General features: G+C 53.4%; 14 protein-coding genes. 1 reads left to right on the forward strand and 13 read right to left on the reverse strand.

The annotated features are described in order from the left end of the window. The 6 genes from L691_RS30330 to L691_RS0126680 form a co-directional block, all read right to left on the reverse strand. On the reverse strand, positions 1-879 hold an 879-nt coding region (locus L691_RS30330), incomplete at its 3' end, for a hypothetical protein (RefSeq protein WP_036738510.1). Continuing rightward, complete coding sequence (locus tag L691_RS0126660; RefSeq protein ID WP_025693242.1) at positions 876-1,145, reverse strand: hypothetical protein; 270 nt, start codon at positions 1,143-1,145, stop codon at positions 876-878. The genes L691_RS0126660 and L691_RS30330, both read right to left, overlap by 4 nt. Next, positions 1,142-2,515: a DEAD/DEAH box helicase gene (locus L691_RS0126665; RefSeq protein WP_025693243.1), complete on the reverse strand. Its 1,374-nt coding sequence runs from the start codon at positions 2,513-2,515 to the stop codon at positions 1,142-1,144. The genes L691_RS0126660 and L691_RS0126665 overlap by 4 nt, the downstream gene beginning before the upstream one ends. Then, the gene (locus L691_RS0126670; protein WP_025693244.1) at positions 2,512-2,793 is read right to left on the reverse strand and encodes a VRR-NUC domain-containing protein; all 282 of its coding nucleotides are present in this window, start codon (positions 2,791-2,793) and stop codon (positions 2,512-2,514) included. The genes L691_RS0126665 and L691_RS0126670 overlap by 4 nt, the downstream gene beginning before the upstream one ends. Further along, positions 2,786-3,022 (reverse strand): hypothetical protein, encoded by a 237-nt coding sequence (locus L691_RS0126675; protein WP_025693245.1) that lies wholly within the window; start codon positions 3,020-3,022, stop codon positions 2,786-2,788. The genes L691_RS0126670 and L691_RS0126675 overlap by 8 nt, the downstream gene beginning before the upstream one ends. A gap of 255 nt (positions 3,023-3,277) precedes the next feature. Then, positions 3,278-5,632 (reverse strand): virulence-associated E family protein, encoded by a 2,355-nt coding sequence (locus L691_RS0126680; protein WP_025693246.1) that lies wholly within the window; start codon positions 5,630-5,632, stop codon positions 3,278-3,280. Between the two features lie 87 nt (positions 5,633-5,719). Between L691_RS0126680 and L691_RS32350 the strand changes: the two genes are divergently transcribed. Next, positions 5,720-6,253 carry a hypothetical protein gene (locus L691_RS32350; RefSeq protein WP_156934353.1) on the forward strand — a complete coding sequence of 178 codons (534 nt, stop codon included), beginning with the start codon at positions 5,720-5,722 and terminating at the stop codon, positions 6,251-6,253. Positions 6,254-6,292: 39 nt separating this feature from the next. Here L691_RS32350 and L691_RS0126685 read toward each other — a convergent pair whose 3' ends face one another. The 7 genes from L691_RS0126685 to L691_RS0126715 form a co-directional block, all read right to left on the reverse strand. Further along, positions 6,293-8,248 (reverse strand): DNA polymerase, encoded by a 1,956-nt coding sequence (locus L691_RS0126685; RefSeq protein ID WP_025693247.1) that lies wholly within the window; start codon positions 8,246-8,248, stop codon positions 6,293-6,295. Beyond that, entirely contained in the window at positions 8,245-8,721 is a 477-nt protein-coding gene (locus L691_RS0126690; protein ID WP_025693248.1) for a hypothetical protein, read from the reverse strand. Before L691_RS0126690 ends, L691_RS0126685 begins: the two co-directional genes overlap by 4 nt. 118 nt (positions 8,722-8,839) lie before the next feature. Next, entirely contained in the window at positions 8,840-9,625 is a 786-nt protein-coding gene (locus tag L691_RS0126695) for an SAM domain-containing protein (RefSeq protein WP_025693249.1), read from the reverse strand. After that, complete coding sequence (locus L691_RS0126700) at positions 9,622-10,236, reverse strand: sigma-70 family RNA polymerase sigma factor (RefSeq protein WP_025693250.1); 615 nt, start codon at positions 10,234-10,236, stop codon at positions 9,622-9,624. The genes L691_RS0126695 and L691_RS0126700 overlap by 4 nt, the downstream gene beginning before the upstream one ends. 46 nt (positions 10,237-10,282) lie before the next feature. After that, positions 10,283-10,714, reverse strand: coding sequence for a nucleoside triphosphate pyrophosphohydrolase family protein (locus L691_RS30335; protein WP_051459471.1), 432 nt, complete (start codon positions 10,712-10,714; stop codon positions 10,283-10,285). 251 nt (positions 10,715-10,965) lie between these two features. Beyond that, positions 10,966-11,565, reverse strand: a complete 600-nt coding sequence (locus L691_RS0126710) for a DUF2815 family protein (protein ID WP_025693252.1) — start codon at positions 11,563-11,565, stop codon at positions 10,966-10,968. A 44-nt stretch (positions 11,566-11,609) separates the two neighbouring features. Next, the coding region (locus L691_RS0126715) for a DUF2800 domain-containing protein (RefSeq protein ID WP_025693253.1) at positions 11,610-12,043 on the reverse strand (434 nt) is incomplete at its 5' end.

Raw genomic sequence — 12,043 nt, forward strand, 5'->3', positions numbered from 1 at the left:
GCCGTTTTTAGCCGTAATGGCTTCGTCGGTGATGAGAGTCGCAGTGATGGGGGACGATTGAATGACTTCCAGCTCTGCAAGCAGCTTGTCCCGCTCAGCCATAATGTGTCCGCGCTGCATCTGCGCCACCGTCAGCGCGCCCTTGACTTCAGACAGCCGCTCCTCAAGTTCGTTGCGCTCGTCGCTAACCTGTGCCAGCTCATTCTCCGCAGCGTCTCGAGTAGCGGCGGCATCGGCGGCGCGCGCCTTCCAGCGTTCAAGCTCAGCAGCCATCGCGTCGCGCTCGGCACTGATTCGCTCCAGTTCTTCCGTCAGCCGGGTAGCCTCTCCAATTGCCAGGTCGCGCTCATCAGCAACATCGTCCCGGTCGGTAATAATACGGCCTACCTCAGATTGAACGGCATCTCTCTCCGACTCCAAATTGGCCACTCTCAAAGTCAGCCGCTCGATCTCCTTCTCCGCTTTGTCCAGCAGCTCCAGCTCTGTCGCCGGGCGTGGCTTTGGCGGCTGTTCGCCGGCAGGATCAGGGCTCTTGCCCTCCTTCGCCCACTTGCTGATGTGGTAATCGATCGCCTGCACCGTAACGCCGCACTCTTTGGCGATCTGCTCCTTGGTCTTGCCGTCTGCGATCGCCTTTTTATATTCTTCTTCGGTCATCGTGAATTTGGCCATATCACTCAGTTCCTCCTTAGGTCTGGTCTTTATCTCAATCGGCGGTTTGAATTTCTTATCCCGTTTGGTTGCCGGGTACTTGGCCCGGATCTCCGCCAGCTCCTCCGGCGATAGTTTATATTCGCAGCATTTGCTCGGTCCCTTGGCCGCTCCCTGCTCAATATCTCGGCGCGGAATCGGCGTCCGCTTCCGATCTCCGTTGCTCATGGCTGCCTCCTCGGCAACCACTCCGTTGCCTCCGTCTCGTTAATCGTCACGGTAGCCATGCCGTCCCAGTCCTCACGGATCTGCTGTGCTTTGGCGATGACGGCTTTCGCCTGCTTCGGCTGCAGCTCGATAGCCATCGCCTCTTGATAATGCTGCTCGGCTTTGTAATAAGCCTGGCTATGCATGGCGTTCATCCACTTCCAAAACGAATCATTACTCATCGACTTCACACGCTGGAACGCGCGTCGCTTCTCGATCTCGTTCATAATTTCACCCTCTCAATCCGTGCTTTGACCGCGTCCATCAAGGCATCCTGCCCCGCAGCCTTGCGCTCCAGCGCATCGACGGCGTCCTCGTCCATCGTCCCCTCAGCTACCAACCGGATTATGACGATATTGTGTTTCACTCCCTGTCGGTACACTCTCGCATTAGCCTGCTGATCCTCCTCCAGGCTCCAAATCTGATCGAACCAGACAACCATCCGGCAGCTCGACTCCTGCAGGTTCAACCCATGACCGGCACTCTTCGGGTGAAGCAGCAGCAGGGGGATCTCGTCGTTGTTCCAGGCCCTGATATCCTTGATGCCATCCTTGCCCTTTCGCAGGATACGCGCTTGCGGGAAACGCTGCTGTATGCGGCTCAGGCTGTGCTGGAAGTTATAAAACACCATGACCGGCTTACCCTGCGCTGCCTCGACTACATCCTCCAGTGCGTCCAGTTTGGCATCGTGGATCAGCTTCACGCCCCGATCTTCGTCGTACACGGCGCCGCTCGCCATCTGCAGCAGCTTGTTACTCAGCACAGCTGCTGTCTGCGCCACGACATCAGCGTCAGCATATTCGATCAGCAGCTCCTTCTCCAGCTTTTTGTACAGTTCGGCAGCTCTTCCGGTGAGCCGGACAGGTATCGTGCGGTCGATCCGCTCCGGTAGCTCCAGCCAATCCTCAGCCTTCATGCTGACAGCGATATCGCCAATCGCCTCGTATACCCGTTCTTCCGCCTCCTGCTTGGCCTTCCAGCTGTATACCACGTGGCCGTTACGCTCACCTGGGTTAAAGTATCGGTCCCGATACGCCCCGATGGTCTTTCCGAGGCGCTCACCCTGATCCAGCAAGTACACCGGCGCCCACAGGTCCATGAGACTATTCGGTGCCGGAGTGCCGGTCAATCCAATCAGCCGTTTGATAAAAGGCCGGACCCGCCGAAGCGCTTTGAAGCGTTTGGACTGGTGATTTTTAAAGCTCGACAGCTCGTCGATTATCACTGTATCGAACGGCCACTGACTGCCGTACTCCCCGACAACCCACTCCACATTTTCGCGATTGATTATCCAGATATCAGCGTCAGCCTTCAGCGCTCGGCGCCGCTGATCAGCGCTGCCCAAAACTTTACTGATTCTCAGGTGCCCCAGGTGATCCCACTTGTGAATCTCGCGGGCCCAAGTATCGTCTGCCACCCGTAGCGGCGCAATCACCAGCACACGCTCTGCCGCAAAGTAGTCATTCAGCAGCTGGTCAACGGCCGTCAGCGTGGATACCGTCTTGCCTAAGCCCATCTCAAGTAGCAGGGCAATAAACGGTGTGTCCAGAACGCGCTCCGTGGCGTAGGCTTGATACTGGTGAGGGATATACTTCATTCCGTCGTCACCTCCTGTATGAACCGCTCAATATCAGCTTCACTGTCTATTTTGTAATGCCGATGTCCAAGCTCCAGCAGATCCTTAAGCCATTTCCGCTGCAGCGGCTCCAGTTGTTTACCCGGGGCCTTCAGTTCGACATATACGGTCAAGCCGTTCGGCAAAATTGCAATTCGATCTGGGACGCCCCGGTTACCAGGGCTGACCCACTTCGGCATCTTCCCGCCAATGCGCTCCACGGCGAGGCGGGCTTTACGTTCCAGTTGTGACTCACGCATCAGCTCCACCCTCAAGCTCTGGTACTTCCCACAACCAGGTCTTGCCTGTGTTTATCGTCTTGACCTTAAGCTCTGCTCTCGCAGCCTTGAGGTCGAATCGGCTAACGCCCAAATTTGAAAAATGCGCTTTTACTTCGTCAAAGGGCTTCGGTCCATCGGCAAGATAACAAGCCAGGATAGAAGCCGTGTACTTAACCCGATCTTCTTTGGATAATCTCTTTTCTGTCAAGATCTCCGCCTCCTGTTCAGTTGAATCACCTTATGTGTGTATGTGGGTAGTATCGCTATTTAACCTATATTACGTAGGGTTACGTATAGGTTAATTTTAATTATTACTATAGTAGAGAAATTACTGCTTCAACTGCATCAACGTGGCATGAATCCTTGGTGTGACTGGGTTTATCCTGATGCAGTACCTTCAACTTTACTGCTTCACTCACTGCATCACTGCATCAGCGGGTGAAGCAATTGAAGCAGTGATGAATCAGTAATTTTCGGGGTCACTGGTACGCTCAAAAACGGTCTGTTGGCCATATCCAGGGACTCGCAAACGGGACTTTCCTTCCTTCCATCCAGGCATTTTGCGCAGGATGTCGCATATCTCCTTGGCTTCCCATGGCTTCATGTCGCCTTTCCGCTTCCCGAGACATTCCACCCATATCTGGGCTGCACAGACACGTTGCCGCGATTGGCCTGAAGGCCGGTCCAGTTCGTCCGGTTCTTCCGAGTCAAGCCACTCCTGAATAAGCCCTTCGCGCGGGTCCATCTCCATGTGAGCCGCTTGCCGCCGCTCCGCCTCCATGCGGGCTTCGTCATCCAGCTGCAAGGTTTCCCCCGCCTTAAACCAGCCCAGAACCTCAGCCCATATCTGGCTTACCTCCGGCTCCCCCAAATGGTCCCAGTGATTCAGCTCCGCCCGATCCGGGAACACCTCAACGGGCCAAAAGCGGCGATTTCCGGTCATATCCCGCAGGAACCCCTTCGTATTCGTCGTGCCGAAAAAGACGCATTTACGTGGGAATTCGGTCACCTGACGATCATATGCCACCCGGTAGCGGTCTTCAGTCTTGGACAAAAATGCCTTAACCTCCTCGACCTCCGTCTTCTTCATGGCTGACAGTTCGCCGATCTCGAAGATCCAGCCGCTCTGTAGGTGTTCCCCGGCCTCCTTGTTTTCGAACGTCCGTAAGCTGTCAGAGAACCATTCCCGGCCAAGCTTCGCCAGAATAGAACTTTTGCCTGCCCCCTGCGGGCCGACAAGTACAAGCATTTGGTCAAACTTGCAACCGGGCATATACAACCGGGATACTGCCGCCAGCAGCATTTTGCGCGTGGTCTGCCGGACATAATGCGTGTCCGCCGCACCTAAGTAGACCGGGAACAGCCGCTCTGCCCGTGGGATGCCGTCCCATTTGGCGGATTCAAGATATGCCTTGATAGGGTGAAACGTATTTTTATGAACCACTTCCGTAAAAGCGTTCTGAATGGTCTTGGCTCCGTTGATGCCATGGGCCTTGCTGAACCAATGTTGCAGACGCTTGTCGTCTGCCCCCAGCCAAGGCTCATATGAGCGTCCAGTACGCTCCCTGCCGCGCCAGGGCAGCGGGTTCCGGATGACCTCTGTATTCCCGAACGCGTCGTAGGCCAGAATATCCCGCCAGGTGCCGTGAGACAGAATCAGCTCCACGTTTCCCGCCGTTGGCAGCAGCTTCCCGGTCTTGTGGTGCCGCTCTAATTCTTCGAGCCATCGGTCCTCCTCCGGGTCTTCGTCATCGTCGAAATCTACGTCCGCAAAGTCTGCCTGCAACTCGGAGCCGGCTGTCCGGTTTACCTCCGGCAGCCTAATCGCCCAATGCTCCATAGCAACATGACTTGGCTTTTTGGCGTCCGGCGTGAACTCCTTGACACGCTCATCCAGATGCCCGAATTTATGAACCCGCACCAAGTCGAATAGGTTGTATGTCCGGCCGTCGCTGACTGGATCACTGTCCTGGTGCGAATAGGCCAGATCCTGTTCGGGATATATCTCCAGCCCGTTTGCCGAGCTGCCCTGCAAGTAGGTATACCTGTGCGGCATCGTACCGGTTGTGTAGATGTCCGACAGAAAGGTCTCGATCCCCTCTGCGATACCGTAAGCCCGGCAGAACAGCCCAATTGTCCCAATCTTCTCGCGCGGGTCCTGAGCCTTTGTCGTGACGTTGCGTAGTGCCCGGGTCTCCTCCGGATGACGCGGCCAGACGGCCACGTCCTGCCAGTCCTCATATTGTGACAGCACATTGTCCACGGGCAGAGCGTCTCCATCTGCGACCTCCAGCACCGGCTCCGCGTCCTTGGAGCAACTGGGCCAGTACATGAGCCGGTGAACGTCGAATGTGGTCTTATCAAAATAGGTAATGCCGATCTGCTCTGCGAGCTTACGGCTGACGGCGGCGTATTCGTCCGGGCTCATAGACCGATCCGTTGGTACGATTAGCCGGTATTTGGGCTTCTTTGGCCGGTGACTATGCGTTGAATAGATCGCATACGCCCGGCCGCCCAGGATGAGCTCCACCGCGAACAGGAACCCGTCGTCAGCGAAATCGGCATCCAAGGTAATCAGGCTGCGGGTATCGACGCTCTCCTTCTTCCGTCGGCCGCCCAGGATCAGTCCACCGACAAACGACGGGCCATCCTTTGCCTTGCCCTTAGCTGGTACGCTCATCTTGTCATATTGCGCCATAGTCTCTGCTGTCCGCCGTACCTTCCGCAGCCGCTCGATAAATTCATCCCAGGTCCAGTATTCCGGCTTCCAGCTCATATCTGCACGATGTTTGCCGAGCGATATGTCCAATTCGTGCATGTATGTCACCTCATAAATTTTCTTGTACTTACTCAACTTTATTTTCTTTGCATACACTACTAAAAAAGCCCAAAGGAGGTTAAACTCATGAATAATTACTACGCACTTCCTGCATGTCCTGAATATTACGGGGTTCATCGAAATTACTTCTATTCTCAACCCTATCTGAACGTAAACTCCTCCACTTATAATCTACCTACTAATGAGCTATTAACAGAAAACTCGATAAGAGTAGAGTCCCATAAATCAGGAGACTTAACAGTAAAATCATTCTCCGTATTAGCTGGATCGGCAATGGAAAATTCCTTAATAGAGCACTCCCAAGCAAAAACTTTTCAAGTTGGGTCGATTAAATATGTCACCTATGTCTACCCGTCATTCCAAAAGTTTAATTTTGACGCAGTACTAAATCCCCAATTTTATGCAGGCTTAGGTATGGGAAGATGTTCCTGTAAGAAATGGGGAAACTGGAAATGCCATTCCACTCGATATGATCGGGACTGTGTTGATATGAATGCATATTTAAATCGTGCAAACGAACATTGTGACCTTACTTGTGGATCCTACACCGCATACTGGTACATGGAATGTGGAAAGTGCGGCCAACCAGAGGATTGCTAGTGTTAAATGAGGCAGGCCTATATACTCCTGTTATCCTCTCTAATCCTTCTGATAGAAATCACATTCAAAGCCGGCTGCCTTCAGGGGCAGCCCTGGCGCCCAGGAGATCTCCTTGCCCATAATCTCCGTCACTTCCTCCACCGACGCTATCCCCATGGGTACATCCAAGATAACTTCGTCATGAACATGAAGCGGAATGGCAAATCCGGCTTCGTCCAGCCTGAGCAGATTCTCGGCCAGGCAGTCCCGGGCGATCGCCTGGACCAGATTTTCGACGAGTGTCCCGCCCCACGTCCGCTGGGAGACCATTCGTCCGGTCTTGTCCGGGGCCTTGAACACCAAGCCGTCTTTGCTGAACTTCGGATCCAGCTTAATCTCCGCCGAGGGATATGTCAGGCTGTGCCCGCTAGGCAGATCAGCGAACAGGACGCCGCCGGCATATCGGTACTGAACACCATGGGCCAGCTTAACGGTTCCCTTCGTTTGTACTGCCTCCAAGGCAGCTTCCTCCGTCCGGTACCATAGCCGCTTAATCTTCGGGTTGGCTTCTCGCCACTGCCTCACCAGCGGATCATATTGCTCGGCTGCAATCTCCTTCTTCTTGTCCATCTTTTCCATCGCTGCTGCGCCGCCGCCGAAGCCGCAGGCAAGCGTCGCTACCTTGCCGGAAGCGCGGTACTTGTAATTCTCATGCCCCTTGACGATGGTATCCATCGGAATGCCGAACATGCGGGATGCTGTCGCCTCATAAATCTTCCCGTGACCCTGGAACACATCCAGTACCCATTGCTCATCTGCCAGCCAAGCGATCACCCGAGCCTCTATCGCCGAGAAGTCGGCAACGATGAAGCGATTGTCAGGCGAGGGGATCAGCGCGGTGCGAATCAGCTCCGATAGCACAAACGGCGGAGCACCGTACAGCATTTCAAGCAGTTCATAATCTCCGGAAGCCAGCACGCTGCGTGCGGCTACCAGATCATCCAGATGATTTTGGGGCAAATTGTGCATCTGCACCCGCCGACCGGCCCACCGCCAGGTCCGACTCGCACCGCAGTACTGAAGAATCCCCCGGACACGGCCGTCATCACAGGTACCGAGCTGCATAGTATCGTATTTACCGACGGATGTCTTGCCCATCTCCTGCCGGAGCTCCAGCATCCGCTTGGTCTCCTCGTTCGGTGCCGCATCCAATAACTCTGGCATAGCATCCTTGTTGAGACTTTCTACCGGCAGTCCCTGATCTGCGAACCACTCCTTGAGCTGCGGCAGGCTGTTCGGATTATCGACGCCTGTCAGCTCCTTAGCTTCAACGAGCAGCCGCTCGGTGTACTGCTGCGAGCAAGCAATAGCGTGCCGGACAAGGTTTTCGTCAACGCCGATCCCGTAATCGTTGATCTTCTGGTCAAGCGCCCATACCCGCCATTCCCGGTCAGGGACAGGGTGACGCTCCAGCTTCTGCCGGACCGCACGCTCTACGACCACGTCCTGTCGGTTATAATCGATGTACTGCTGCCAGCGCTCAGGGTCATGGTGCGGATAGTTCCGGAGCCTGCCACCGTTGACCTTTGTCGGCTTGCAGGGAACGCTGAAGTATTTAATCAGAGCTTTGCCCTTAGCGTCTTTCTGCGACTCTTCGCCGAACCCCAGCGCCTTCGCTGCCTTGTCCAGAGACCCCGGCAGCCCCAGTGTATAGGAATGAGCCATTGAGCAGCGCCAGTACTGCGGCAGGCAGTCGACACCGAACTGCCGGGCAATCGCCGTGCGTTCGAATCCGGCGTTCCATGCCGTCTTGACGACGTCGCCGCGCAGGGCGTCGATCACATCTCTCGGTATATCCTGATAATCGGTCAGATCGATAACCTGAACGGGATCGTTGTCGAAGGCGAATGCGAACAGTAAAATCTCAAAATCCGGCGCTTCCACGTAACGATGAACGCCGCAGTCAGCTAGGTCAATACTGGAAAAAGTTTCTATATCAATTTGGAGAATGGTCATCGTCTCGCCGCCCTTTCTTTAAGAATTCGGGCTCCTGTCCGGCAGCTGATCGTCGGCGGAATCTTCGGAGTCAAGGCTGCCCGCTCGTAGCTCCAACCGTACTGCTTGACGCGAGCCCGGAACAGCCGTGCTGATATACCGTTCGCGGCCGCTTTGTCGATCCACTCCTGCGGATATTTCCGGCGCTTCTCCCGGATCGCGGACAGCCGTTCAGCCAAAGGGATGGGCGGCGTGGTCGCCGCCGCTTCCTCGGTCCAGCCGTCAGACAACCGATTATAAAATGTATCAGGGCGTATGCCATTACTGTCTGCCACCGCCCGCCACTCAGAGCGGTCCTGCTGCTGTCTTGGCACTTCTGTGACGGCCCGATCGACGTCCCACCCGTCAACGTAAACCCGCCTCCTCAGCATTTCGGCGTGAATGCCATTGGCTTTACCGGTTTCAATGTCTTCCGGCGTGAGATAGTACCCCATTTGCGTTGTCTCCTCCTTGGCGGCGGTATCGGGAGAGTCAGAAAGACCTCTCCGATCACCCGGCCGCTGTCGTCCTTGATAATGTCCCAAGGTATCTGCTGGAAAAACGGATCCGTGGTCATCGCATGCTCCTTTCATGCCTTGCGCCGATATATTCACCTGTTCCCCACACATCCAGCCGGCTAAGACGTCTTTCTACCGAATCCCCACTTCTTCCAAGAACACCTCCAATTTTTTGATAGGTATATCCTCCAGCTTTGAACATAGCAATAGCCCTCCTGTCTTCTTCGCGAGTCCACTTCCGCCCTTCGGCTCGTGGCCGCAACCGATCGGTAGCTCTTTTCGAGGTCATCCACTCGGGTTCTTGTATCCAAAGCGATCCTTTCAATTTGCGGCTATCCCATAATTCAAAGTTGTCACGAAGGAATTGTTCGAGGTCTTCCAGTGTAATCATGGTTATGGTGCGTCGACCATCTGTACGATTAGAAAATGGCGCATTCTTATATTTCAATAGTCCATTGTCCATCCACCGTAATACCGAATGGATATCGATTCCTAAAATATTGGCAACGCTTTGACCAGAAAGATACTCAGATCCTTTAACGATTCCTCCTAAGCCAAGACGCTTCGCCTTTAACTTGACTGCAATCTCTGTCCGTTTAAGTCGCTTGGCGCAATAGGATAAACCTTTCTCGCTCCAGTTTTGTATTAGATATTGGACCTCTTTCTCGCTCCAGTCAGGCTCCTTTTTTCTAGCGAGACCAGCGATCTTCGCATATCTTGTAACGATATGTCTCGGCACATTAAATTCGTTCATCAGAGAAGTAATAACATCTGAATCGCCTGTATAGCGCTCTTTAATTGCGGCCATAAGCTCCTCGCTGTACCATTTCCGTGCACTCATCGGGATAGCTCCTTAATATAGAGGGCTCGAAACCGGAGAAAAGAATGCCGAATGCGTTTCGCTATAGTTTGACTGGACAGGTCCTTTGCTTCAGCCAATTCTCGCATTTTGTACCCATCCACATAGGCAAACAAATCATCCCGTTGCTGCTTCGGTATGCGGTTAAGGAGTTTATCTAAGATGACTCGATCAGTAGTCTCCTGGGTGAATGTTTCTTCTTCGCCTATCAGATCCTGCAGCTCGGTTCCTTCGCCATTTTTGTCATAAACCAAATCATGAAGGCTGCAGAGGGATCGGATCTGAGATGTTTTCCGATTATGCTTGGATTTATATTTTTGATGATGAGCGAGAAGGGAATACTTGATATAAGTAGCGGCTACTGCGGCAAAGGGAATTGGTTTATTGGCACAATCGTATCGATCGTAAGCTTTCCAAAGCGCTATTCCGGCAACTTGCAGAAGCTCATCGTATTCATAGGATCCACTCCACGAATATGCCTTCTTCCGGAGCATACGCTGGAATTGCTTATATACTTCGGTAAATGTCATCATTTCTGGATCTGACCCACTCAGTAAAATGGGCTTTTCTGTTCTTTCCTCCCAATCTTCCATTTAGGTACACCCCTTTAATCCTTTATAGAAGTCAGCCCAATCGGCATTACAGCACCTTACCCCCGTGCCGCTGCGACCGCGTCGCATTGTAGGCCATCTTTTCAGTAATTGCCCGCTCCAAATCGATGCCATACCGCCCGCAGGCGTCGAATACGCGGATAACGATGTCGGCCAGCTCGGACGGAATACCGCAGGGTTTATCCGTGTCATGCTTCATTTCCAAAACGGTTTGAAGTCCCCCCTCGGGAAGTCTTCGATCATACCAAACATTCCTTGGGTGATTACCTTTTCGATAATCCTCTAATGCCTCTGATGCCTCACTGTGAATCAACGCGATGATCTCCCCGAAACTCCGGTCCTCGTCCCACCATCCTTTAGCTACAGCATTGTCGTGAGCTGCCTTGACCAGTTCGGTAATTAATTGGCCGCGCTTCAGGAAAACCGGATTGTTGTCATCCCAATGACCGTTTTTCTTCATGATTTCGACTATATCTCCGGCATACGGTTCATCCAGGTTAACGACGATATATGAGTTAAGCGGTTTGCCCTGAGCCTCGCGGGCATCATTAATCATATTCAGCAGTCCGTACATTTTTTGAATCTGATCCTTCGGCAGCAGGTTATCGATATCTTCAATTTTCACGACCGCAAATTTATACTCCATCTGCTTCAATCCTCCATAATTTAGGGATTAGAAAGGGGACCCTTGCGGTATCCCCTCTTCACTGCTTAGTTCAAGAATTCTTCGTCGTCGCTGATATCGACAATATCGTCGAAGTCCTCACTTGCAAAATCATCATTGACGCTGCTGCGGCCGCCCAGGAAATCTCCGTCCTGTATTTTGACCACATTGTTCAATCCGGCTGCAACCCCACGGTTCCCTTTCGCATCGAATGGATAGAAGTTGAGCGATACCCGGGCATAGCATCCGGAATACACTTCCGTGCTGTCCGTAATCTCTTGGAACTTCGTTTTGCCGGTCCCGTCCTTCCCAACCGGCTTCGCTATCCCCGGCTTGTTCTTGCTCGTCGCATTCAGAAAGTAATGCCCAGCGTAGGCTTCATCATCCGGCCGTTCCTCATCTCCGTCGCGCAGCGGCGTCTTGCAGTTCGCCGGAATCTTCCCGCCCCATTTGCTTTTACCGAGCTCTTTGGCTGCGTCTGTGGCCGCCTTGATCTTCCGCAATGTCTCCTTGTCCGGCTTCGGGATCAGGATTGCCGTGCTGAATTTCTCATCTCCGCCGTCAATGGATTGAGGCTCGAAGATGTGAGTATAAGAAAGCCGTACTTTACCTGTGATTACTTTTGTGGATTGATTGTCGATTGCCATGAGTGCATATCTCCTTTATTATGAATTGTTCAGGTATTTACGTTTTAGAACTCTTCGCCAGAGAAGTCGTTTTCCACACTGTTAATCTCCGGTCTTCGGTCGGTCTCTACGACGAGAACAGGTTTACCTGGTGGCTTAACGATCAGGTCACCGATCAGCGCGGACAGCTCTTTCTTTCCGATTCGCTTCTCCAGTTCCCCGATGCCCAGCAACTCGCGGGGCTTCAGATACTTGTCAAACTCCAGCGTCGCCTTTTCGAACGACGTCCAGGCAGCGTCCTTGTCAGCTATGGCCCGATTGCTCCGGCCCTCGACCAACTTCCACCCGGGCACACTATTACCAGTCATCGCTTGATTGAAGGCATAACCCTGAACATCCTTCGCCCAGGACTGAAGCTGCTCAGCGATAGTTAAGATAGCCCCAATTTCGTCCATGCTGAGTAAAGCGGGGTCCTGGAACTCGTAGGATACGGCAGGCC

It is taken from the genome of Paenibacillus zanthoxyli JH29 (genome assembly GCF_000520715.1).
Taxonomy (GTDB): Bacteria; Bacillota; Bacilli; order Paenibacillales; family Paenibacillaceae; genus Paenibacillus_AQ; species Paenibacillus_AQ zanthoxyli.

Coding starts and splice junctions, on each gene's coding strand:
- L691_RS0126660 (WP_025693242.1), bottom strand. CDS start 1,145: ATGAACGAGATCGAGAAGCGACGCGCGTTCCAGCGTGTGAAGTCGATG.
- L691_RS0126665 (WP_025693243.1), bottom strand. CDS start 2,515: ATGAAGTATATCCCTCACCAGTATCAAGCCTACGCCACGGAGCGCGTT.
- L691_RS0126670 (WP_025693244.1), bottom strand. CDS start 2,793: ATGCGTGAGTCACAACTGGAACGTAAAGCCCGCCTCGCCGTGGAGCGC.
- L691_RS0126680 (WP_025693246.1), bottom strand. CDS start 5,632: ATGCACGAATTGGACATATCGCTCGGCAAACATCGTGCAGATATGAGC.
- L691_RS32350 (WP_156934353.1), top strand. CDS start 5,720: ATGAATAATTACTACGCACTTCCTGCATGTCCTGAATATTACGGGGTT.
- L691_RS0126685 (WP_025693247.1), bottom strand. CDS start 8,248: ATGACCATTCTCCAAATTGATATAGAAACTTTTTCCAGTATTGACCTA.
- L691_RS0126690 (WP_025693248.1), bottom strand. CDS start 8,721: ATGGGGTACTATCTCACGCCGGAAGACATTGAAACCGGTAAAGCCAAT.
- L691_RS0126695 (WP_025693249.1), bottom strand. CDS start 9,625: ATGAGTGCACGGAAATGGTACAGCGAGGAGCTTATGGCCGCAATTAAA.
- L691_RS0126700 (WP_025693250.1), bottom strand. CDS start 10,236: ATGGAAGATTGGGAGGAAAGAACAGAAAAGCCCATTTTACTGAGTGGG.
- L691_RS30335 (WP_051459471.1), bottom strand. CDS start 10,714: ATGAAGAAAAACGGTCATTGGGATGACAACAATCCGGTTTTCCTGAAG.
- L691_RS0126710 (WP_025693252.1), bottom strand. CDS start 11,565: ATGGCAATCGACAATCAATCCACAAAAGTAATCACAGGTAAAGTACGG.